Here is a 23,637-nt window from a genome sequence, read left to right as displayed (position 1 = left end):
GCAAGACGGTATCTGACCTGGAAAATATCAAGAAACGCCTTTCTGCCTTGGAAGCCAAAGTAGCTCAGGAGGGGTACTTACTGACGGAAGCCCAACTGCAAGCATTAGAAAAAGTGCAGGATAAACGAGAAGCTCATGGACAAATTGAAACGCAACATCCGGGCTATCTCGGCTCTCAGGATACTTACTACGTGGGGCACATTAAAGGCGTGGGTAAAATTTATCAGCAGACCTTTGTTGATACCTATTCCAGAGTCGCTTTTGCCAAGGTCTATACCCATCGCCATTAAAACCACTGGAAAATTTGCTCAACTAGATTAAAAATAAGGTCATGAAAATAAACTCACTGACAGCCTCTCAAAAACAAGATTTGGAACGCCTTCATCGTTACGAACACGATGGCCGTGTTCGAGATCGAATCAAAGCGGTGTTGTTGAAAAATGAAGGCTAGAATAACAAAGCGCTTGCCCAAGCATTACGTATTCATGAAGAAACAGTGAGGCAACATGTAACAGATTGGCTTTCAGACGAAAAATTAAAGCCTGAAAATGGCGGTTCGTATAGTAAGTTGAGCGTGCATGAATCTTTATTGCTTGAAAAACACATTGAAAGCACGACTTATAGCCGTGTCATCGATATCTGTGCTTATAATTTGGCGTCTGTTACACCGTATCTGGCATGACAAAATGGCTGCAAGCGCATTGTTTTAGCTATAAGCAGCCCAAAGCGACGCCGGTTAAAGTGGATGTTGCTCAGCAAGAAGCGTTTATCGCGTCTTATTTCACTTTGCTAGAGAGTGCTCTTAAGAATGAACCGATTGTTTTTATGGATTCAGCCCCTCCAACGATGGCTACTAAAGTGGTCTGCGGTTGGATAAGGAAAGGCAAAGATAAGCCGCTGGTCAAAACAGGGGCAAAAACACGGGTTAATGTCATGGGTGCCATTGAATTGAGCACCATGAAGGTGGTCAGTGCCCGTCCTGAGCAGGTGAATTCAGAAACCACCGTCGCTTTTTTTGAGCAGCTCAAAGCTGCTTATCCTGATGCACAAAAGATACACATTATTTTAGATAATTCTGGCTATCATTGCCGTCAGCGAGTCAAAGACGCCGCATTAGAGAAGGCTATCGTACTCCATTATTTACCCCCTTATAGCCCTAATCTTAATCCCATCGAGCGATTATGGAAGGTCATGAACGAGTGTGTCAGAAACAACCGATTTTTCTCTTCAGCCAAAGAGTTTCGTGGGGCTATAGCCGAATTTTTTGATAGTACATTGGCAAAAATTGCTCCCTTTCTCAGGGGCAGAATTAACGATAATTTCCAAACCATCTAATCCAGACCTTCAAGTTGAATGAGTATATCGCAAACGGCAAGCGTCGTGGAATCGACAATAGAGAGCCCTGAACAGTCTCCCTTCACTGTTTCAAAGAAGGCATAAAGCGCCATTGCACAGCGGGGAAGGAGTTCAATACAACGAGAATAAAAGGGAAGGGTTGGAAACTCAGCCCTGAGATGCTGACACACATGATGAAGATAGAATGATTTGAACTGGTGATAACGAATTGGATGGAACAATACCACTAGCGTCATCAGCTCTGCCAAAGAAAGAGAACTGGCACGGATACGCCGCTTGGACCCATCAGGAGCTTTGCATTGAGTAGTGGCTCAAATTTTTTGCAAAAATCATCCATTAAGCAATAAAGTTCGGTAATACCGTTCATGAGTGTCTCGCTATTTCGTGATGAATAATGTCTGCAAACATCATTATCTTGAAGTACGAGGCACTTACCTCTTCTTGAGCAAAAAGTTAGAGAAAATAAACGTCAATTCCTTATCCCGAACTCAAGTTAGGAATGAGCTACAACGGCGGATTTAAAGCCGGTTTACCGCACCGTATCAAAAGAAGCAGCCGAAACAAACAGCACTGGATGTACTGGAAGTGCAATGTGGGGGTAGCTAATATCCTGTTGTCCTGCAGTCCTGGTGCAGAAAATGGGGTAATCTGTCAGCTTGTTTTCGCTATCTGGCAGACATACGTAAAATCATTTACATGACTAATGACATAGCATCGGTGCACTGTCAATTCAGAGAGCTGACGAAAACAAAGGGCGCTTTTCTCAATGAAAATAGCCTGCTAAAGTTGTTTTATCTTGGATTACAGAATGCGTAGGAAAAATGGACTATGCCGATCCAGAGCTGGAATCTGACGCTGTCACAGTTAGTCCTTTATTTTGAAGGACGCCTTGATAGCATGATAACCTTACAGTGATTTTTTAACCTGACACAGAATTCTGAACGCCTTCTTCTAAACCCGTTGCGTTTGCTGATATTTCGTCAGAAATGTGTTTAAAATTCTTATTTACTTTGTGTAAACTGCGTTTTTTTGCCATTGGTTTCCTTGACTGAGTTTTACTCTAACTATTTCGAATAGGTTTTAAGATAGATTTCTTACAAATTCCATTGTGGTGTAGTGGTATAAGTTCGGCATCTACATAGTGTCTGTGTTTTTATAGTTTGATTTTGCCTGGAAAACGACGCTTTATTAATACAAAAAACAGTGGCACGAAGAAAATAGCTAATATTGTTGCTGAAATCATACCTCCCGTCACACCTGTTCCAACGGCGTGCTGACTGCCAGAACCCGCCCCTTGGCTGATCGCCATAGGTAGAACACCAAAAATAAATGCCAAGGAAGTCATTAAAATGGGTCGTAGCCGTTGACGACAAGCTTCCAATGTCGCTGCTAATAAATCTTGGTTTTTGTTATTTAAATTATTAGCAAATTCGATGATTAATATGGCATTTTTTGCTGATAAACCCGTGATGGTTAATAGACCAACCTGAAAATAAATATCATTTTCTAAGCCGCGTAGCCAAGTGGCGCTCACAGCTCCTATCACTCCTAGAGGAACCACTAGCATGACACAGAAGGGAATTGACCAGCTTTCATATAGGGCGGCTAAGCATAAAAATACGACTAAGAGCGAAACGACATACAGTGCCGGAGCTTGTGATCCTGATAGTCTTTCCTGGTAAGACATGCCTGTCCACTCGAGTCCAAAACCATGAGGCAGTTGATCGACTAGTTTTTCCATAATATTCATGGCGCTGCCGCTACTTACTCCTGAGGCAGCTTCGCCTGTTATTTCCAATGAGGAGTAACCGTTATAGCGCTCCAGCCGTGGCGGACCATATTCCCAATGAGTGGTGCTGAAAGCTGAAAAAGGCACCATACTGCCATTTTTATTCGGCAGATACCATTTATAGATATCTTCTGGCAGCATACGTGCCTTGGCTTCTGATTGAACATACACTTTTTTTACTCGACCCCTGTCGATAAAATCATTGACGTAAGTTGAGCCCCAAGCAGTTTTTAGTGTGTTATTAATAGCATCGAGTGACACACCCAACGCTAGTGCTTTATGTTGATCAATATTAATTTGCAGCTGTGGACTGTCATCGAGTCCATTATGTCGTACCTTGGTGAGTTGAGGTTGTTGGGTGGCAAGTTGTAATAGTTGGTCACGGGCTGCCGTGAGTTTATTGTGTCCCAACCCGCCATGATCCTGTAATTCCATAACGAAACCTGCCGAGTTACCCAGCCCGGAAATTGCTGCAGGGCTGCTGGCAGAAATCTTGGCACTACTTATTTTATTAAAGGCTTTGTTAGCTCGTTCAATGATGGCGAAAGAAGAGTTCTGACTGGCTGAGCGTTGTTGCCAGTTTTTTAAACGGATAAACAAACGAGCGACGTTTTGTCCGTTGCCGCCCGATCCTGCCCCTATGGTTGAAAATACCGAGAGTAGGTTATGCTGTTCTTCACTCAGGAAGTAATGTTCTACTTTTTCAACGATCTTGAGTGTTTGCTGTTGTGTCGCACCAACCGGGAGTTGTACTTGAGCCGTAAATACCCCACGATCTTCCTGAGGTAAAAAAGAACTGGGTAATTTAAAAAACAGAAATATCAGACCTGTGAGGAGTAATAAATAGAGTATTATGTAGTATCCGCCGCGATGTAGCACCCGTTTGACCGCAGTTTCATAGCAGCCAGTGTTGCGATCGAACATGTGGTTAAACCAGGCGAAAAAACCATTTTTCTTATGATATTGTCCCTTGGCAATGGGCTTTAGTAGCGTTGCACAAAGTGCTGGGGTTAGGATGAGTGCGACCAATACTGATAATCCCATTGCTGAGACGATAGTGATTGAAAATTGGCGATAGATGGCGCCAGTAGTGCCACCAAAGAATGCCATTGGCACAAATACGGCGGAGAGGACTAAAGCGATACCGATTAATGCTCCCTGTATTTGTCCCATTGATTTACGTGTTGCCTCACGTGGGCCGAGTCCTTCTTCACTCATTATTCGTTCAACATTTTCGACGACGACAATAGCATCATCTACCAGTAATCCAATCGCCAGTACGATAGCAAATAGGGTAAGTGTGTTGATGCTAAAGCCGCAAGCAAAAAGGATGGCGACAGTGCCGAGTAGCACTATGGGTACTGCTATCGTGGGGATAAGGGTAGCGCGAAAATTTTGTAAGAATAAATACATCACCAAAAAGACCAGTAACACCGCTTCCAGTAGTGTTTCTATTACATCCTGGATAGAAGCCTTCACAAATGAGCTGGTTTCATAGGCAATCTTTGCCTCCAATCCTCTGGGAAAGAAGGGCGCTAATTCGGCGAGGCGTTTTTTCACCAATGCATCAGTTTGTAGTTGGTTAGCACCGGAGGCTAATTTGATGCCGAGACCTGACGCGGTTTGACCATTGAATCGGCTGAGATAATCGTATTTTTCTGCTCCCAATTCAACCTTGGCTACATTGCCTAAGGTGACTACTGAACCATCCTGATTGACACGTAAAGTGATGGCGTCAAATTGCTCAGGGGTCTGTAATTGTGACTGAGCGTTGATCACCGCGTTCAGTGCTTGCGTAGCAACGGCAGGTGTTCCTCCTAGCTGTCCAACGGCAACCTGACGGTTTTGGGATTTAATGGCAGCAACAATATCTTGAGCTGTCAAGTGATACTTATTAAGTTTTCCAGGATCTAACCAGATACGCATGGCATATTGAGAGCCGTAGACATCGACGCTGCCGACGCCTTGGATACGACTGAGAGGATCTTGCAGATTACTGGCGACGTAATCGGCAATATCCTGCTTGTTCATGCTGCCGTCAGTGGACACAAAAGCCAACATCATCAAGGTATTATCGCCAGATTTTGATACTGATATCCCTTGTTGTTGAACATCCTGCGGTAATCTTTTAATGGCAAATTGCAGTTGATTTTGCACTTGTGTCATGGCTTCACTGGGATTGGAACCGGCTTGAAAGGTGAGAGTGACACTGACTTTGCCGGTATTGCTACTCTGTGCAGACATATACAGCATTTCTGCGGAAGCACCAGGATAACTGGCATTGATACGCACTTTTGGTGGCGCTAAATTAGGGTATTGTTCAATAGGTAGAGAAAAGAGGGATAACACGCCGGCAAGACACAAAATAATCGCGAGTACCCAGGCAAAAATAGGGCGGTCGATAAAAAAATTGGCCATTTAGCATAAACCTCTTTCAAATATCACGGGCGTCACCGCTAATGCAGATAAATTTTTCGCAAAACTTACCTCGGTATTTTACGCGATTAAATATGGAAGATGATTAGACTTCTTGCAAAGCCTACTACGTGCTGCAAATTCTGCGTTACCTAGTTGCTTGCAATCCTCATATTCGTATGTACCGCGCAGTTACTGCGCGCCATGCGCCTTGAATTCGCATAACGAACTACAGTTTTGCAAGACCTCTATTCATCAATCCATTTACGCACGGGTAAAAAATCGCTATACAGTTTGGCTTCGGGGCTATTGGGAGTAGGCTGATAATCATATTGCCAACGAACCAGTGGTGGTAGCGAGATTAAAATGGATTCAGTGCGTCCTCCGGTTTGCAGGCCAAAAAGTGTCCCGCGATCATAAACGAGGTTGAATTCTACATAACGACCACGGCGATAGAGTTGAAACTGACGTTCTCTTTCCCCCCAAGGTAAATTTTTACGCTTTTCAACAATCGGCAAATAAGCGGCTAAAAATCCGTTGCCTATAGTTTGCATAAAATCAAAACAGCTGTTGAAATCTGGGGTATTAAGATCGTCAAAAAACAATCCACCAATACCCCGCGCTTCGTTGCGATGTTTGATGTAAAAATAGTCGTCACACCATTTTTTATATCGACCATATTTTTCATTGTCGAACTTATCACAGAATTCCTTTGCGGTTTTATGCCAAGACACCGCGTCTTCCTTAAAGCCATAATAGGGCGTCAAATCGAAGCCTCCGCCAAACCACCAAACGGGATCTTCGTCGGCTTTTTCTGCAATAAAAAAACGTACATTAGCGTGGCTGGTTGGTAGATAAGGGCTTTGCGGATGAATAATGACTGAAAGACCGATAGCTTGAAAACTGCGACCCGCTAGTTCGGAACAATGTGCTGTCGCTGAAATCGGGAGTTTTTCACCATGGACATGCGAGAAATTAACACCGGCTTGTTCGAATAGCGCGCCTTCTGTCATCACTCGGCTACGTCCGCCGCTGTCTGGAGCACTCGCCCATTTTTTTTCTGTAAACTTACCTTGACCATCTGTTCTAGCTAATTTTTCGCAGATGTCATCCTGCAAAAAAAGCAGAAAGGTTTTGATTTTTTCAATATAGGGTGAGTTCATAAATGCTGATCAGAGGGTTAGAAGTTTTCAACTGCTGAGTATACCGCTATTCATCATCATTAGTTGTATCAGTATATGTTTTAAGATGTTGAAACATATTTTTTAAGGCGATTAGAAATATTTTGATAAAAAAAGAAGTAACCCCTGAGGTAAAAAACAACTTATAATAGCCATCTAGATGTAAATCCATCTATATCTGTCAGTTCTTAGCCTAGTCAGTACAAAGTACAAATTTTAGTAATAAATTAAAAATAACAATTAATAATATGAATTAATTTTTAATTCTATTCCAAGGTAAAAAAAATGGCACAACACCTTTTCACCTCAGAATCTGTTTCAGAAGGGCATCCTGATAAAATAGCCGACCAAATTTCCGATGCAGTACTCGACGCAATTTTAGAACAGGATGTACAAGCCCGTGTTGCTTGTGAAACCTACGTTAAAACCGGTATGGTTATCGTTGGTGGTGAAATTACCACCGAAGCGTATGTGGATATTGAAACAATAACCCGCAATACTGTACGTGAAATCGGCTATACTCATTCTGACATGGGGTTTGACGCTGATTCTTGCGCAGTATTAAGTGCCATTGGTAAACAGTCACCGGATATTAGCCAAGGCGTTGATTGCACTGATCCGCTGGAACAAGGTGCCGGTGATCAGGGGTTAATGTTCGGTTATGCGACGAATGAAACCACTGAGCTGATGCCTGCGGCTATCACCTATGCGCATCGTTTGGTACAGCGTCAGGCGAAAATACGTAAAGAGGGTACATTAGAGTGGCTACGTCCTGATGCTAAAAGTCAAGTGACTTTTAAATATGATGACAGCAAAATTATCGGCATTGATACAGTAGTGTTGTCAACACAGCATGACGAAAATATCGAGTTGAAAGAGTTGCAAGAAGCCGTGATGGAGGAAATCATTAGGCCGGTTCTGCCTGCTGGCTGGCTTACTAAAGACACTAAATATTGGATTAATCCTACTGGTCGTTTTGTGATTGGTGGCCCTATGGGTGACTGTGGTTTGACTGGCCGTAAAATTATCGTAGATACTTATGGTGGTATGGCTCGTCACGGTGGTGGTGCATTTTCAGGTAAAGATCCATCGAAAGTTGATCGTTCTGCTGCCTATGCTGCTCGTTACGTAGCAAAAAATATTGTCGCTGCAGGTTTGGCTGATCGCTGTGAAATTCAGCTTTCTTATGCTATTGGCGTGGCTGCACCCATTTCCATCATGGTAGAAACCTTTGGTACTGGAAAAATTAGTGCTGAGAAGTTGGTTGAGTTAGTGCGGGAGTTTTTCGATCTACGCCCACACGGTCTAATCAAGATGTTGGATCTGCTAAGACCGATTTACCGTAAAACGGCAGCCTATGGTCACTTTGGTCGTGAAGATTTTCCGTGGGAAAAAACCGATAAGAAGGAATGTTTGCGGGAAGCTGCAAAGTTGAAATAAGCATCAATGCCGTAAAAATCATTGCTTTTTAATGATACCGCCCTTTAAAGGGCGGTTTTTTTATACAGATTGATAACGAATTATGGTTTTGCAAGAAGTCTATTGATACCTGGGTTTGGTATCTGTTACTCCTATCTCTCGTTATCGAAAAAGATCGATTGTTATCATATAAGGTACTGAGTATATTTATTTCCTAGCAAAAATAGTATTAAATACTCTTTACTTTTAGAGGGAGAATATAAAAATGAATTTTATAGACCCAAATGTTTCTGATATGGTAACGAATCGTTTCAAAAATTATTATAACAACACATTTGATACTGAACTCAATCAGATTTTAGTTGCAGTAGCTAGCATGGATGAAAAATCTACTCATGAGTGTGACGATATCCTCTCTATGTTTAATGCACATGACCGAAGGCTGATTGAAAGTACCAGAGACAATCTTGGTATTCAATCTATAAAAAAATTAATTATTGATGTTATGTTTGCTAATAAAAAATATTATGAGTTTTATCTCAATAAAGCACAAGAAAATAGCGTGATCAGCTCATTATTTTGTGAGAAAGCCTGGTGTGATATACATAAATCTTCGCTGAGTTTTAAGAATGTTAGCAAGGACTATCTCTGTATTTTTGCAATTCGTTTCATGTCAGAATTGGCTTTAATTCATATTAAAAAGAAATATATTAGGTTGCAAATAAAAACATTTTCTCTCGAACACTACAACGAAAAATGTGGCGATTTATTATGTCAAATCTCACAGATGCTAGGTATGGTGGGCAGTAGGTCTACAGAACGGAACAGTACTAAGGGCATTATGGCAATGCGGGAAGTCTTGTTTCAGGTTTTGAGTGATAATTTGGAGACTCATCATCAAATTGAGACTAATAAAGAAAAAATAGTCGATAATATTCTTTCTCTTTATTATAAAAAACATGCTCCTAAGTATAATCTTCCAGCAGAGGCGTTATTACGATCAATCGCTATTGCTACTGCTGAATCTGTTTTTAATGTAAAAAATGTAACGCTAATTATGTTATTGCTAAGGGAATTATAGAGCCTTATTTATTATAGAAATCATTTTGACCAAAAGACAATTACAGCTTATTTAATAGAATATATGTTTACTTACACAAAGAAACAAATTAAGAAAAATAAGGGAGAGAAATTAATTACTCTCTATGAAGCTTCGCTTATTAACTTTCTCTATTCAAATGGTGCTTCGGAAGGTATAGAAAAGACAACAAGATTGGTCAGTAAATTAGTTTATGAAACTTTAAAAATACTTAAAAAAAATCAACTGCTGGGATCTTACGAAGAAAACATGGCTATTTGTAATGCTTTTTATGATATAGCTAGAAAAAGTCACGGATTGAACTTACCGTCACTGGATGAGCTTAAAAATAAAGCCAAAATGATTATTGATAATGTTAATCGTAATCTTAAAGACTAATAGATATAAAATAAATCAGGTAATGAAGCCATTGCTTGTCTTAATGGATATTATGCCATCTTCAAATTAGACTTCTTTTGAAAGCCGAAGGCTACTTGAAACCCAGGGCGGGATTCCACTTTGCTGATTTTTTAACCAAAAATAAGTTTACTACGAAAATCGGCTGACCAGGCGGCTCGTCTACGTTTACTGGCAATACTATCTTGTTTACCTTTGTGCTGTTTAATCACACCCAACACGACGCGATTGAAAAGAGCGACATGGGCTGCTCCATCCGGAGCTTTTATCAAGAGTTCATCTTCTCTAAACACCACATCCAATACCCAGTGAAGTTGATTTTCTATCCCCCAATGCAGCCGAATTGCCTGTGCCGCTTGTTCTGCATTCAGCGTTAATGAGCTGACATACCAACGTGACCGACAGTGGGTGACATTATTTTTTGTTCGTTCACTAGCGACCTCAATGAAAGTACGAATGGTAGGCCATTTCGCTTTTAATTCATTGGGTAATTCCGCATTAATTTGCATAACCGTACGTTTTTCTATCCGGCCATGCCCCTGATTAGTCTGCGTATATTCGTGCAATTTATCGCTATCATAGGCAAAAGCAAATTGCTGTTTTACCTGTTCAAACAGCTTCTTTTGAGTCGCTTTAAGCTGCACCACAAAATTGCCTTTACGTTGCGTGATAAGTGATGAAGTTGAGGTTTGGCAATGCAATGAATCGAGCGTCACAATAGCATTATCCAGCGCTAACGCGTCAATGCTCTGACGGGCTAATTCTCCTTCTTTTCCCTTATTGTTCGCCGCTTTTTGATAAAGCGTAATACCAGCATCAACATCATAGGCACTCACCACATGCAGCGCAGTGCAAATCTCTTCAGACACATCATAGGCACTCACCACATGCAGCGCAGTGCAAATCTCTTCAGACCAGGTTCTCCGCAAGGTTTTACCGTCGATGGCGAGCAACGTCTTACCGGCTCGTTGGCGTCGTTCGTTAATCCATAAAAACAAGGATTGAATCAGCAAATTTGTATCTAATGCATTGATGATTTTAGCAATACAATGACGACGTGGGCTCACACCATGATAAGAGCCATATTTTTTTAGCCAATCGAGCTGAGCTTCGCCAAAATCCTGGATGGATTTCCATCCCGAGGCCCCACTTAACACGGCGGCAAAAAACAGGAAAATAACATCGAGCAGGTGATGTTTGATATTAATATCTTTACGCGGGTCAGGGATCAGGGCTAATTGCTTTAAAATACTCATGATTACATATTCTTTAGGATACATAATATTATGAGCTTACTGCCTATTATTAGTTCACATTAAAGTGGGATCCCGCCCTGACTTGAAACCTACTGCGTGATGTGGATCTTGCGTCATGTGGTGTACTTATGCACACCGTGCTACCGCGCTGACTTCACATTATTCGCTGTGATTTCACAAGGAATCTATTGTTTTGCTCCGTTGGGAATAGGGTTAGAGGTTCGACTGAATTTGCCTTGTTGTACAACTTTCTATAATCTGCGTGTTTTTCCATGTTTGAGCTATTTTGAGATATGCTACGCAAAATTTTATTTTTTCTTATTCTACTCTCCCCGTTATTTTCTCCAATCAGTTATAGTCAAAGTATAAATAATTTCTCGCAGGCTAAAATGGCAGCGGCTAAAATTCATCGGGATGTGTCAGGAAGTTTTTACTGTGGCTGTCCCATTCGTTGGCAGGGGAAGAAAGGGATACCTGATTTAGCCGCTTGTGGTTATCAGGTACGCAAGACCAGTCAGCGTGCTGAGCGTATCGAGTGGGAACATGTGGTACCAGCCTGGCAGTTTGGTCACCAACGTCAATGTTGGCAGCAAGGCGGCCGCAAAAACTGTGTTAATGATCCGGTATATCGTCAGATGGAAAACGATTTACACAATTTACAACCTGCCATTGGCGAAGTGAATGGAGATCGTGGTAACTTTAAATTTAGTCAATGGAATAGTAAGGCAGATCAATATGGTCAATGCGCGATGAAAGTCGATTTCAAAAATAAACAGGCTGAGCCCCCCGTCCGTGCTCGTGGTGCTATTGCCCGCACTTATTTTTATATGAGTGACCGTTATCAATTACGCTTATCTAGCCAACAGAGTAAACTGCTTGAAGTTTGGGATCGACAATATCCAGTGAGTTCATGGGAGTGTCAGCGTGAAGCACGTATTGCTCAAGTTCAAGGCAATCACAATCCCTATGTACAGCGGGCTTGCCAGTATTGACCAGGGCAAATGTATGCATATACCTCGTATTTATCATCCCGTGCTGTTGTCCGCTTACAGCGAGTTGTCGCTCAGTGATAGCGCTGCCCGGCATGTTAGCCGTGTGTTACGCATGTCTGTTGGGCAGGCTCTGTATTTATTTGATGGTAGTAATCAGGTTTTTACTGCCAACATCATTCACCTGGATCAAAAAAATGTCTCTGTCCGGCTTGACGCTGGCAAAGTGGAGGATCGTGAATCACCTTTGAAATTGCACCTGGGACAGGTTATCTCTCGTGGTGAAAAGATGGAATTCACTATTCAAAAATCTGTTGAATTAGGTGTCAATATAATTACTCCGTTATTTTCGCAACGTTGTGGTGTCAAACTCGACGGAGAACGCTTAGAGAAAAAAAACCAGCAGTGGCAAAATGTCGCTATCGTTGCTTGTGAGCAATGTGGTCGTAATACTATTCCCGAAATTCGTGCTGCCATGCTACTTTCCGATTGGTGCCAACAACAAAGTGATGGCTTTAAGTTAAATCTGAATCCGCACACCGGTCGAGGCATCAATAGTTTAACACCATCAATAAATAATATTCGCCTGTTGATTGGTTCGGAAAGTGGTTTGTCCACTGCTGAAGTTGCCATGACTGCAAGCAATGGATTTACTGATATCCTATTAGGGCCACGTGTTTTGCGTACAGAAACCACGGCGCTTGTTGCAATCACTGCATTACAGCTGCGTTTTGGTGATCTGGATTATAAGGAAAAAAAATGATCAAGCTTGGTATCGTGATGGATCCCATCTCATCGATCAATATAAAAAAAGATAGCAGCTTTGCGATGCTGCTTACCGCCCAAAAGCGGGGCTGGCAGTTGTATTATATGGAAATCGATGACCTCTATCTGCGTAACGGCGAGGGGTATGCTCACACTCGCGTAATCACAGTCAAAGACGACGATAAGGGATGGTATAGCTTTGGGGATGAGCAGGATCAGTCGCTGCATGATCTCAATGTTATTCTGATGCGTAAAGATCCACCATTTGATACTGAATTCATTTATGCCACCTATATTTTACAGCGAGCGGAAATGAAAGGTACTTTGGTGGTTAATAAACCGCAGAGCCTGCGTGATTGTAACGAAAAGCTATTCACTGCGTGGTTTCCTGATTTAACGCCGGATACTTTGGTGACGAGGAGTGCAAAACGGATCCGTGAATTTCATGAGAAATACAGGGATATCATCCTGAAACCACTGGAGGGTATGGGAGGAACCTCGATTTTCCGCGTAAAACCTGAAGATCCTAACTTATCAGTGATTATTGAAACCTTAACGGGGCAGGGGCACCGTTTCTGTATGGCACAAAACTTTCTGCCGGCAATCGAAGAGGGCGATAAGCGCGTACTGGTCGTTGACGGTGAACCTGTGCCCTATTGTTTGGCACGAATCCCCGCTCAGGGCGAAACGCGCGGTAATTTGGCGGCGGGCGGTCGTGGTGAAGTACGTTCTCTTAGTGACAGTGATTGGGAAATTGCACGTACTGTCGCACCGCTGTTAAAAGAAAAAGGGCTAATTTTTGTTGGTTTGGATATTATCGGCGACCGTCTTACTGAAATTAACGTCACCAGCCCCACTTGCATCAGAGAAATTGAAGCAGAGTCTTCGACCTCTATCACGGGTATGCTGATGGATGCTATCGAGGTATATTGCAGGCAACCAGCAGGATAGGATTAATGGTTAATCGTACTATCATGGCTTTTGATTTTGGTACCAAAAGTATTGGTGTCGCCATCGGTCAGGAGATCATTGGTACAGCGACAGGTTTGACTGCATTTAAGGCACAAGAGGGCATTCCTGATTGGCAACAGATTGAAAAATTGTTACAAGAATGGCAACCAGATTTAGTGGTGGTCGGATTACCATTAAATATGGACGGAACAGAGCAACCATTGACCATCAGAGCACGTAAATTTGCTAACCGTCTACATGGGCGTTTTGGTGTGCAGGCTGTTTTGCATGATGAACGACTGAGTACGGTGGAGGCACGAGCTTATTTGTTCGAAAGTAGGGGCTATCGTGCACTGGATAAAAACCGTATCGATGCTGCTTCGGCAGCTTGTATTCTAGAAAGTTGGTTTGAGCAGCAAACATCGTAATGCCTAACCCCGATATTTTTATGGTTAAGGAGGTCGACATGACAGAAATGATAGCGGTAACTGTATTGCTATTTTTGATTATCGATCCGCTAGGAAACTTGCCTATTTTCATGTCAATGCTTAAACAATTAGAGCCTCAGCGGCGGCGGGTGGTGTTAATCCGTGAGCTATTGATGGCACTGATAGTTATGCTGATATTTCTGTTTGTCGGCGAAAAAATTTTGACTTTCCTTAATTTGCGTACTGAAACGGTTTCAATTTCCGGCGGTATTATTTTATTTCTTATCGCCATTAAAATGATTTTTCCCAGTCATGAAGACAGTGTCCGGGGTTTACCTGCCCAAGAAGAACCTTTTTTAGTGCCATTAGCTATCCCGCTGGTTGCTGGCCCGTCTATCCTTGCAACTTTGATATTGTTGTCTCATCAATACAAAAATAAGATTACACAACTGGTGTTGGCATTGATGATTGCCTGGGGGCTATCGGTGGCCATTTTGCTTATGTCTAATGTGTTTTTACGTTTATTGGGGAAAAGAGGTGTTAGCGCGTTGGAGCGTCTCATGGGGTTGATCCTGGTGATGTTATCAACACAGATGTTTTTGGACGGGGCAAGGGAATATTTGAGATTTTAATCAAGAGCCTGTGCCAGAGATTGATATTTAACCTAAGCGTAACACAAAAATTGACGTAGAATGCTTTGTAGCTGTTTCTATCAGCAGCGAGCAAAGACCGACCTATCGCTGGTAAACTAATTGTTGGATATCCAGCGTGCCGTAAAACTCCATCCTTTAGGGGGGAGGATGTCAAATGTACTGTACTACGCCGGGTTGCATGCAAAATAGATAGGATTTTTAATCTATATACGTTTTTAGCAATGGCGGATGTATATAATTAAACCACTTTTCTCACCAATGCAGTATGTTTTTGAGCCTTGTCGCTGCTACGTGTGATTGGTAAAGTAGGCGGATTTTTCCGCCCTCAGCTTGCAGGATTATCCTTTCACTATGTTTAAGAAATTTCGTGGCATGTTTTCTAACGACTTGTCAATCGACCTGGGTACCGCCAATACCCTGATTTATGTTAAAGGACAAGGTATTGTACTTAATGAACCTTCCGTAGTTGCAATTCGCCAAGATCGTGCCGGTTCACCTAAGAGCGTAGCGGCCGTGGGGCATGACGCCAAACAGATGTTAGGGCGCACCCCTGGTAACATTGCTGCGATTCGTCCAATGAAAGACGGAGTGATTGCTGATTTCTTCGTGACTGAAAAAATGTTGCAACACTTTATCAAGCAGGTTCATAGCAATAGTTTTATGCGTCCAAGTCCCCGTGTACTAGTGTGTGTACCTGTGGGTGCGACTCAGGTTGAACGTCGTGCTATCCGGGAATCCGCACAAGGTGCCGGTGCCCGTGAAGTATTTTTGATCGAAGAGCCCATGGCTGCCGCGATTGGTGCCGGACTGCCTGTTTCTGAAGCCACTGGTTCGATGGTGGTGGATATTGGTGGTGGTACAACCGAAGTGGCCGTTATTTCACTCAACGGTGTGGTTTATTCTTCTTCAGTGCGTATTGGTGGTGATCGTTTCGATGAAGCTATTATTAATTATGTACGTCGCAACTATGGTTCCTTGATTGGCGAAGCGACAGCCGAACGTATTAAGCACGGTATTGGTTCATCTTATCCCGGTGAAGAAGTGTTAGAAATTGAAGTGCGTGGTCGTAATCTCGCTGAGGGTGTGCCGCGTGGTTTTACCTTGAATTCCAATGAAATTCTTGAGGCTTTGCAGGAACCACTGACCGGTATTGTGAGTGCGGTGATGGTTGCACTGGAACAATGTCCGCCGGAATTGGCATCTGATATTTCTGAGCGTGGTATGGTGCTGACCGGTGGTGGTGCGCTATTGCGTAATCTGGATCGCTTATTGATGGAAGAAACGGGTATTCCCGTCGTGGTTGCTGAAGATCCATTGACTTGCGTCGCTCGCGGCGGTGGTAGGGCGCTGGAAATGATAGATATGCATGGTGGTGACTTATTTAGCGAAGAATAATGAATGTCAGCGAAAATAGCTGACAGAGAATAATGTCAGTCGGATAAGGGAACGCTGAATCAGGTGAACGAACTCTACGCTCAGCGGATTTAGTGTCTCCTCTTGGTGTCGTCGAGGAGTTTGCGTAATTTATGAAGCCAATGTTTAGCCGGGGTCCATCTCTGCAGCTGCGACTGTTCATTGCAGCCATTGCAGCCATTGCGCTGATTATTGCTGATAGTCGGTTCGGTTCGTTTGTTAAAATACGAACTTACATGGATACCTTGGTCAGTCCTTTCTATTTTCTCGCTAATGGGCCACGTGTTCTATTGGATGGTGTTTCTGAAACGCTAGCAACAAGACAGCAGATTGAACTGGAAAATAGTGTGTTACGTCAGGAGTTGTTATTTAAAAATGCTGATTTACAACTATTGAAACAATTTAAACACGAAAACATTCGTTTGCGTGAGTTACTGGGTTCTCCTTTGCGTCAGGATGAGCATAAGATGGTAACGCAAGTGATGTCCAGTGGTACTGATCCCTATAGTGATCAAGTGGTTATTGATAAAGGCAGTAATAACGGTGTTTATGAAGGTCAACCGGTTATCAGCGATCGTGGGGTTGTTGGTCAGGTAACGGCGGTCAGTAAATTCACGAGTCGCGTGGTATTAATTTGCGATATCTCCCACGCGTTGCCGATTCAGGTATTGCGTAATGATATTAGGGTGATCGCTGCGGGAGGGGGCTGTGCTGATGATTTAATATTGGAGCATCTGCCGAGCAATACCGATATCCGTGTCGGTGATATGTTGGTGACATCGGGACTAGGCGGGCGTTTTTCTGAAGGTTATCCGGTTGCGATTGTTTCTTCGGTAAAAGTAGATAATCAGCGTGCTTATACTATGATTCAGGCACGCCCCACGGCGGACTTACAACGCTTACGCTATCTGCTATTGTTGTGGGCTGGGGATCGTCATGGCGATACACCCTTGGCGCCGGATGCTGTCCATCAGGTGGCCAAAGAACGTCTGACACAGATGGCAGACCTGCTTCACCCGCGTGGTGAATGGGATCAAGTTAAAGCGCCCACGCCTAGAGAATGTACTCAAATCGATGAAAATTGCCCATATCAGACAACATCTGATTCACCAGGCACGGTCGGTTTTGAAAGTACAACATCACATGGTCGTGAGCCAACAAATATCGTGAGGCCATTGGTTCCGATGACGAATACACCGTCAGTTCGGGATGGTGTAATACCATGAGTGCCTTGTACAGTCATGGTCGTTGGATAATCTGGCTATCATTTCTGTTGGCGATGGTCTTACAGATTATGCCTTGGCCGGAGCAAATGTATATGTTTCGTCCTTCTTGGTTGACTCTGGTGTTGATCTATTGGGTGATAGCATTGCCGCATCGGGTTAATGTCGGTAGTGCTTTTGTTCTTGGCTTGATTATGGATCTTATTCTGGGATCGACCTTGGGTGTCCGCGCACTGGGATTAAGCCTAGTGGCTTATTTTGCCGCTTTTAGATTTCAGTTATTCCGTAATATGGCGTTGTGGCAACAGGCACTCATTGTGGTATTACTGGTACTCATGCGGGATATTGTGGTGTTTTGGGCTGAATTTTTGGTGATTAACGTTTCGTTTCGTCCGGAGATTTTCTATAGCAGCGTAATAAACGGTATTCTATGGCCTTGGCTGTTTTTATTAATGCGCAAAGTTCGCCGTCAGTTCAGAGTGCAATGAGGATGAGCTACGTTTCAAGTAGCCTTCAGCTTTCGTGAAAAGGTCTATTGCGTACGAGAGGATTACATGACCACTGAATTATTGGTCAATATTACTGCATATGAAACACGGATAGCTTATATCGATGATGGTATTGTGCAAGAAATTCACATTGAGCGTGAAGCAAAAAAAGGCATAGTAGGCAATATTTATAAAGGTTTCGTTGGTCGAGTATTGCCGGGAATGCAGGCGGCTTTTGTTGATATTGGTTTAGAGAAAGCAGGATTTCTTCATGCGTCAGACATCGTATCCGATACCCCATATACTGCTAAAGATGAAACGAAAAAAATTCAGAATCGGGATATTGCCGAACTGGTTGATTCGGGGAAGAGTTTAATGGTGCAAGTGGTTAAAGAGCCGCTAGGTACTAAGGGTGCCCGTTTGACGACTGATATCAGTTTGCCTTCTCGTTATTTGGTGCTGATGCCCAAGGTGGCACATGTTGGTGTTTCTCGGCGTATTGAAAATGAAAAAGAACGTGAGCGTTTAAAAAGTATCATTACGTCGCATTGTGGTCCGGTGCAGGGGTTTATTGTGCGTACTGCTGCCGAAAATATCAGTGAGGAAGAATTGTTGGCCGATGTTATTTTTCTCAAACGGTTATGGGAAAAAATCACTAAACGGAAAAAAACAGCACAGTAAAATCCGACATACTTTATCGGGAATTGTCACTCGAGCAGCGTATTTTGCGTGATTTTGCTGCTGCTGAACTTGATCGCATTCTGGTTGATTCTAAACTGACCTATGATCTTTTGGTAAAATTTACTACTGAGTATATTCCTGCAATGGTACCAAAACTGGAGCACTACACGGGTAATCAGCCTCTCTTTGCTCGCCACAATGTTGAGAAGGAAATTCAGTATTCATTGGATCGCAAAGTGGTCTTACGTTCAGGTGGTTACTTGGTTTTCGATCAAACTGAAGCCATGACCACCATTGATATCAATACTGGTGCCTTTGTGGGGCAGCGTAATCTTGATGAAACTATCTTCAATACCAATATTGAAGCCACACAGGTTATTGCCCGTCAGCTGCGATTACGTAATTTGGGTGGCATCATCATTATTGATTTCATCGATATGAATAGCCAGGAGCATCGTCAAAAGGTATTACAAGCTTTGGAACAAGCATTGAGTAAAGATCGGGTAAAAACCACCTTCAGCGATTTTTCGCAGCTAGGGCTGGTGGAAATGACTCGTAAGCGTACGCGCGAAAGTATTGAACATGTTTTATGTCATCATTGCCCGAACTGTCATGGCCGCGGGACGATAAAATCTCTGGAGACAGTATGCTACGAAATTTTGCGTGAAATTTTGCGTTTTCGTCACGATTATCCTGCAAATGATCTTCTGGTTTGTACCTCTTCTGCTGTGAGTAACGCATTAAAAAACGAAGAGTCTGATGTGTTGGCGGCAATAGAAACTGTCACTGGTAAGCCGATAAAAATACAGGTTGAACCACTTTATCGTCAAGAGCAGTTTCACCTGCGTTGCATGAGTGACAAATATTCTGTTGCAACTTAGCATTATAAAAGATATTAAAGATATTCGTGTTGTATAAAATCGTTTTGGAAGAGGCCTGGTGTTTGATAGTGCCCTTTAATAATAATTAATCTAATAGACCTCTTGCATAACCTGCTACGTGGCGCGAATTCTACGTTACGTGGTGTTCGCAGTTCTCATGTACTCGTATGTACACTGCGGTTGCTGTGTGTCGTCACTCGTGACGATTTTGCAAGAAGTCTAATAAAGAGCGATAAAAATATGAGCCTCACTTTTGTTAGTGAGCAGCTACTCGCTGCTCACAAATTAAATCATCAAGATCTGTTTTCAGTACTTGAACAATTGAATCAACGACACCTTGACTATGCTGATCTCTATTTTCAATCGTGCTATCACGAAGCTTGGGTGATTGAAGACAGTATCATTAAAGAAGGGTCTTACCATATTGACCAAGGTGTTGGGGTACGAGCAGTCAGCGGCGAAAAAACCGGATTCGCCTATGCAGATCAAATAACCCTCAATGCATTGCAGCAGAGTGCACAAGCGGCACGTAGCGTTGTTAGCGATAACGGCAATAGTAAAGTTCATCAGTTGAGAGAAATTGTCCATTGTCGGCGTTACCCGTTATTGAACCCACTGGAAAGCTTATCACGGGAAGACAAAATTGCGTTACTACACCGTGTGGATAAAACTGCTCGTGAGGAAGATCATCGAGTACAGGAAGTCAGTGCCAGCCTGACCGGAGTTTATGAGCTAATTTTGGTCGCTGCCACCGATGGCACATTGGCGGCAGACGTGCGGCCGTTAGTACGTCTATCGGTAAGTGTATTAATTGAAGAAAATGGCAAACGGGAACGTGGTGCCAGTGGTGGCGGTGGTCGTTGTGGCTATGATTATTTTCTTACATCAATTGATGGTGAAGTACGTGCTGATGTTTTTGCTAAAGAAGCCGTCAGAATAGCCCTGGTCAATCTTTCGGCCATTGCTGCCCCAGCGGGAACGATGCCGGTGATCTTGGGTGCAGGTTGGCCGGGTGTATTACTGCATGAAGCGGTTGGACATGGTCTGGAAGGTGATTTTAATCGTCGTGGTAGCTCGGTATTCAGTGGTCAGATGGGGGAACTTGTCGCTTCTCCTTGTTGCACGGTGGTTGATAATGGCACTTTGGCAAATCGCCGTGGTTCACTGTCTATAGATGATGAAGGTGTCCTTGGTCAGTACAATGTTCTCATTGAAAACGGTATTTTAAAGGGTTATATGCAGGATAAACTGAATGCACGTTTAATGGGTGTGGCACCGACGGGTAATGGTCGTCGTGAATCCTACGCTCACTTGCCGATGCCACGAATGACCAACACTTATATGTTAGCGGGCACATCGACACCAGAGGAAATTATCGCCAGCGTAAAACACGGTTTGTATGCACCGAATTTTAGTGGTGGTCAGGTGGATATCACCTCGGGGAAATTTGTCTTTTCGACCTCAGAAGCGTATCTGATTAAGGAAGGCCGCATTACTGATGCCGTGAAAGGTGCAACCTTGATTGGTTCTGGTATTGAGGCAATGAAACAGATTTCGATGGTTGGCAATGATCTGGCTTTAGATAAAGGTGTTGGCGTCTGTGGTAAAGAAGGACAAAGTGTGCCGGTGGGTGTTGGGCAACCTACATTGAAACTGGATAATTTGACGGTCGGGGGTACGGTCTGAGTCAAGTAATCACTTGAACAACAGGGTGGTCGCGTGGAGAAATTAAATATGAAGTGTTGGATAGAAATGATTTAACGGATGGCGCGTAGTCGCCAAATGTTGTGCTTAAAGATCAAGTTAACTCACTCAGGATAATTTTAGTTTTCTCGGGGTGAGTTGGCTGAGTGGATCACTGTTACTAAATGGGAGTGGCTGATGAGGAATTTGGTGGGTCGTGCAGGATTCGAACCTGCGACCAATTGATTAAAAGTCAACTGCTCTACCGACTGAGCTAACGACCCAAAAAAACACGTTCTGGTGGGCGATACCAGATTCGAACTGATGACCCCCTCCTTGTAAGGGAGATGCTCTACCAACTGAGCTAATCGCCCATCATTTCTTTTATACCTTAACACGCCGAGTTTGGTGGGCGATACCAGATTCGAACTGATGACCCCCTCCTTGTAAGGGAGATGCTCTACCAACTGAGCTAATCGCCCCGTCGCGTTATTGGAGTCGCATTATAGGGATAGTTGTAAGTGAGTCAACGCTTTTTAAAACGAAAACCGTCATTAGCAGCAAATTTAGTCAGAATATTATGATGTCATTATCAATTGGGGTCGTATGAATGTGTAGCAGATAGTAACAGCGTTGAGGAATCGAAGCGGAGTGGTAGAATGCTAGCTAATTTTTCCCCATCCAAGGCAATCGTCAGCATTTGCTGATATAGCGTAGCGTAATAAGGCATCCGAATGAAAATCAAAACCCGTTTTGCCCCCAGTCCTACTGGCTACTTACATGTAGGTGGTGCCCGTACAGCACTATATTCCTGGTTGTTTTCTCGTCATTTGGGCGGTGAATTTGTATTGAGGATTGAGGATACTGATCGGGAACGCTCAACTCAAGAAGCTATTGATACGATTATGGACGGCATGAATTGGTTGAATTTGGACTGGGATGAAGGCCCGTATTTGCAGACTCAGCGTTTTGATCGCTACAACAGTGTGATCGATCAGATGCTAGAAGATGGTAAGGCATATCGGTGCTGTTGCTCCAGGGAGCGTCTTGAGGCGTTACGTGCAGCGCAAATGGCCAAAGGAGAGAAACCCCGTTATGACGGTCATTGTCGCGATAGCCAGTATAATTCGGATCAATGCTCGGTAGTACGTTTTCGTAATCCACAAGAAGGATCCGTCGCTTTTAATGATAAAATTCGCGGATTAATTGAAGTTAGTAATGCGGAGTTGGATGATTTAATTATTCGTCGTAGTGATGGTTCTCCCACTTATAACTTTTGTGTCGTTATCGATGACTGGGATATGCAAATTACCCATGTGGTCCGTGGTGAAGATCATATCAATAATACTCCGCGTCAAATCAATATTCTGCATGCTTTAGGGGCACCGATACCTGAGTATGCTCATGTATCGATGATTTTGGGAGATGATGGTAAAAAATTGTCAAAGCGTCATGGTGCTGTCAGCGTGATGCAATACCGTGATGACGGTTATTTGCCAGAAGCTTTGCTAAACTACTTAGTACGTTTGGGCTGGTCTTGTGGTGATCAGGAAATTTTTTCTCTAGAGCAGATGAAAACGTTGTTTACATTTGATGCTATCAGTAAATCTGCAAGCGCATTTAATACTGAAAAACTGCTGTGGCTAAATCATCATTACATTAACCATCTTCCACCGGAAAGTGTCGCAGTTTATCTCTCTTGGCATATAAAACAACAAGGTATTGATACCCGTAATGGACCACAATTGGTTGAAATCATTAAGTTACTTGGTGAACGTTGCAAAACACTGAAAGAAATGGCCAGCTCTTGCCGCTATTTTTATGAGGAGTTTGATGAGTTTGATGCAGATATGGCAAAAAAACATTTGCGTCCGTTAGACCGTCAACCATTAGAAGCACTGCGTACTAAACTGGCTGCAATTTCTGAATGGAATGTGGAAAACATTCACCAGGCACTACAAAGCACTGCGGTGGCACTCGGTATCGGTATGGGGCAAATTGGGATGCCACTACGTGTGGCAGTGACAGGAAGTGGTCAGTCTCCTTCAATAGATGTGACTGTTTGCGCTATTGGTCAGCAGCGGACGCTCACCCGTATCGATGGAGCACTAAAATTTATTACCGCACGTGAAGCTCAATAATTGATGCCTTGGTAGTATAACGCCTGTTCGAGATTATTATGCTCTTTGATATACTTCGTGAAAAATAGGTGTAAAACGCTCATTATTGTCTTGTGCTATATACAGTGACGGTGCTTTTTCTTCGATTTTTTCTTTTTCTGGCTGTTCATGACGGTTTCGAATAGGTCTTAGAGCCTGTTCTAAATCTTCTTGAGCGACGCTCAGACGAGGAAAAAATGAGCGAAAAAGCGCAGTTTACATAGAGTAAGTGAGCATTTTGAACTCGTTTTTGACGAAGTATCAGCGAGCACAAAAGATTTCGAACAGGTTCTTAGATCCATTCGCAAATCTATTGAGTGATGTGAATTTGGCGTCTTTTTCAACGCTCAACGTAAAAGGTTGATTTAACCATTGACACTATTTCAGTGGTTTCATATGATGCGGGCGGTTC

General features: G+C 43.1%; 16 protein-coding genes, 3 tRNA genes and 5 pseudogenes. 17 read left to right on the top strand and 7 right to left on the bottom strand.

Features of this window, described 5'->3' with window-relative positions; translation table 11 throughout:
* Window positions 1-14: 14 nt before the first annotated feature.
* Together AAHH42_RS04725 and AAHH42_RS04720 are read left to right on the top strand one after the other, a co-directional pair.
* Window positions 15-278: pseudogene (locus tag AAHH42_RS04725) on the top strand (IS481 family transposase); the annotation flags it as partial.
* 53 nt (window positions 279-331) lie between these two features.
* Window positions 332-1,335: pseudogene (locus AAHH42_RS04720) on the top strand (IS630 family transposase).
* 26 nt (window positions 1,336-1,361) lie between these two features.
* Here the strand turns inward: AAHH42_RS04720 and AAHH42_RS04715 are convergent.
* A pseudogene (locus AAHH42_RS04715) lies at window positions 1,362-1,723 on the bottom strand (IS982 family transposase); the annotation flags it as partial.
* 136 nt (window positions 1,724-1,859) lie between these two features.
* Here AAHH42_RS04715 and AAHH42_RS04710 point away from each other — a divergent pair.
* Window positions 1,860-2,271: pseudogene (locus AAHH42_RS04710) on the top strand (transposase); the annotation flags it as partial.
* Between the two features lie 238 nt (window positions 2,272-2,509).
* Here AAHH42_RS04710 and acrD read toward each other — a convergent pair.
* Together acrD and hemF are read right to left on the bottom strand one after the other, a co-directional pair.
* Window positions 2,510-5,563 carry a multidrug efflux RND transporter permease AcrD gene (acrD, locus tag AAHH42_RS04705; protein WP_342221775.1) on the bottom strand — a complete coding sequence of 1,018 codons (3,054 nt, stop codon included), beginning with the start codon at window positions 5,561-5,563 and terminating at the stop codon, window positions 2,510-2,512.
* Window positions 5,564-5,808: 245 nt separating this feature from the next.
* A complete protein-coding gene (gene hemF, locus AAHH42_RS04700) occupies window positions 5,809-6,723 on the bottom strand; it encodes an oxygen-dependent coproporphyrinogen oxidase (RefSeq protein WP_342221774.1) in 915 nt (304 codons plus the stop codon).
* Window positions 6,724-7,026: 303 nt separating this feature from the next.
* Here hemF and metK point away from each other — a divergent pair, with 303 nt between their 5' ends.
* The 3 genes from metK (at window position 7,027) to AAHH42_RS04685 (ending at window position 9,637) form a co-directional block, all read left to right on the top strand.
* Window positions 7,027-8,181, top strand: a complete 1,155-nt coding sequence (gene metK, locus AAHH42_RS04695; RefSeq protein WP_072551096.1) for a methionine adenosyltransferase — start codon at window positions 7,027-7,029, stop codon at window positions 8,179-8,181.
* 244 nt (window positions 8,182-8,425) lie between these two features.
* A complete protein-coding gene (locus AAHH42_RS04690; RefSeq protein WP_342221772.1) occupies window positions 8,426-9,241 on the top strand; it encodes a hypothetical protein in 816 nt (271 codons plus the stop codon).
* A 63-nt stretch (window positions 9,242-9,304) separates the two neighbouring features.
* Window positions 9,305-9,637: a hypothetical protein gene (locus AAHH42_RS04685; protein ID WP_342221771.1), complete on the top strand. Its 333-nt coding sequence runs from the start codon at window positions 9,305-9,307 to the stop codon at window positions 9,635-9,637.
* A 131-nt stretch (window positions 9,638-9,768) separates the two neighbouring features.
* Here the strand turns inward: AAHH42_RS04685 and AAHH42_RS04680 are convergent, their stop codons facing one another.
* Window positions 9,769-10,911 carry an ISAs1 family transposase gene (locus AAHH42_RS04680; RefSeq protein WP_342221770.1) on the bottom strand — a complete coding sequence of 381 codons (1,143 nt, stop codon included), beginning with the start codon at window positions 10,909-10,911 and terminating at the stop codon, window positions 9,769-9,771.
* A 293-nt stretch (window positions 10,912-11,204) separates the two neighbouring features.
* Here AAHH42_RS04680 and endA point away from each other — a divergent pair, with 293 nt between their 5' ends.
* The 10 genes and pseudogenes from endA (at window position 11,205) to tldD (ending at window position 21,069) form a co-directional block, all read left to right on the top strand.
* Window positions 11,205-11,903: a deoxyribonuclease I gene (gene endA, locus AAHH42_RS04675; protein WP_072550991.1), complete on the top strand. Its 699-nt coding sequence runs from the start codon at window positions 11,205-11,207 to the stop codon at window positions 11,901-11,903.
* Between the two features lie 13 nt (window positions 11,904-11,916).
* Window positions 11,917-12,663: a 16S rRNA (uracil(1498)-N(3))-methyltransferase gene (gene rsmE, locus AAHH42_RS04670; RefSeq protein ID WP_342221769.1), complete on the top strand. Its 747-nt coding sequence runs from the start codon at window positions 11,917-11,919 to the stop codon at window positions 12,661-12,663.
* Window positions 12,660-13,616, top strand: a complete 957-nt coding sequence (gene gshB / locus AAHH42_RS04665) for a glutathione synthase (RefSeq protein WP_072550992.1) — start codon at window positions 12,660-12,662, stop codon at window positions 13,614-13,616. Before rsmE ends, gshB begins: the two co-directional genes overlap by 4 nt.
* Before the next feature lie 5 nt (window positions 13,617-13,621).
* Window positions 13,622-14,044, top strand: a complete 423-nt coding sequence (gene ruvX, locus AAHH42_RS04660; RefSeq protein ID WP_072550993.1) for a Holliday junction resolvase RuvX — start codon at window positions 13,622-13,624, stop codon at window positions 14,042-14,044.
* A 38-nt stretch (window positions 14,045-14,082) separates the two neighbouring features.
* Window positions 14,083-14,676: a YhgN family NAAT transporter gene (locus AAHH42_RS04655; protein WP_072550994.1), complete on the top strand. Its 594-nt coding sequence runs from the start codon at window positions 14,083-14,085 to the stop codon at window positions 14,674-14,676.
* Between the two features lie 372 nt (window positions 14,677-15,048).
* The gene (mreB, locus tag AAHH42_RS04650; RefSeq protein ID WP_072550995.1) at window positions 15,049-16,092 is read left to right on the top strand and encodes a rod shape-determining protein MreB; all 1,044 of its coding nucleotides are present in this window, start codon (window positions 15,049-15,051) and stop codon (window positions 16,090-16,092) included.
* A 131-nt stretch (window positions 16,093-16,223) separates the two neighbouring features.
* A complete protein-coding gene (gene mreC / locus AAHH42_RS04645) occupies window positions 16,224-17,336 on the top strand; it encodes a rod shape-determining protein MreC (RefSeq protein ID WP_342221767.1) in 1,113 nt (370 codons plus the stop codon).
* The gene (gene mreD, locus AAHH42_RS04640) at window positions 17,333-17,821 is read left to right on the top strand and encodes a rod shape-determining protein MreD (RefSeq protein WP_072550996.1); all 489 of its coding nucleotides are present in this window, start codon (window positions 17,333-17,335) and stop codon (window positions 17,819-17,821) included. The genes mreC and mreD overlap by 4 nt, the downstream gene beginning before the upstream one ends.
* Window positions 17,822-17,887: 66 nt before the next feature.
* Window positions 17,888-19,383 (top strand): annotated as a pseudogene (gene rng / locus AAHH42_RS04635) (ribonuclease G).
* 240 nt (window positions 19,384-19,623) lie between these two features.
* A complete protein-coding gene (gene tldD / locus AAHH42_RS04630) occupies window positions 19,624-21,069 on the top strand; it encodes a metalloprotease TldD (RefSeq protein ID WP_342221765.1) in 1,446 nt (481 codons plus the stop codon).
* Between the two features lie 205 nt (window positions 21,070-21,274).
* Here the strand turns inward: tldD and AAHH42_RS04625 are convergent.
* From AAHH42_RS04625 to AAHH42_RS04615, 3 genes are all read right to left on the bottom strand, one after another.
* Window positions 21,275-21,350: transfer RNA gene (locus AAHH42_RS04625), tRNA-Lys, on the bottom strand.
* Between the two features lie 14 nt (window positions 21,351-21,364).
* A tRNA-Val gene (locus AAHH42_RS04620) sits at window positions 21,365-21,440 on the bottom strand.
* Window positions 21,441-21,472: 32 nt separating this feature from the next.
* Window positions 21,473-21,548, bottom strand: a tRNA-Val gene (locus AAHH42_RS04615).
* A 252-nt stretch (window positions 21,549-21,800) separates the two neighbouring features.
* On the opposite strand from AAHH42_RS04615, the gene gltX reads away from it, so the two are divergent.
* Window positions 21,801-23,207, top strand: coding sequence for a glutamate--tRNA ligase (gene gltX, locus AAHH42_RS04610; protein WP_072550999.1), 1,407 nt, complete (start codon window positions 21,801-21,803; stop codon window positions 23,205-23,207).
* The last annotated feature ends 430 nt before the right edge of the window (window positions 23,208-23,637 follow it).

Origin of the sequence: Candidatus Fukatsuia endosymbiont of Tuberolachnus salignus, assembly GCF_964030845.1 — a bacterium.
Lineage (GTDB): Bacteria > Pseudomonadota > Gammaproteobacteria > Enterobacterales > Enterobacteriaceae > Fukatsuia > Fukatsuia symbiotica.
This window is presented reverse-complemented; position numbering and strand designations above follow the sequence as displayed.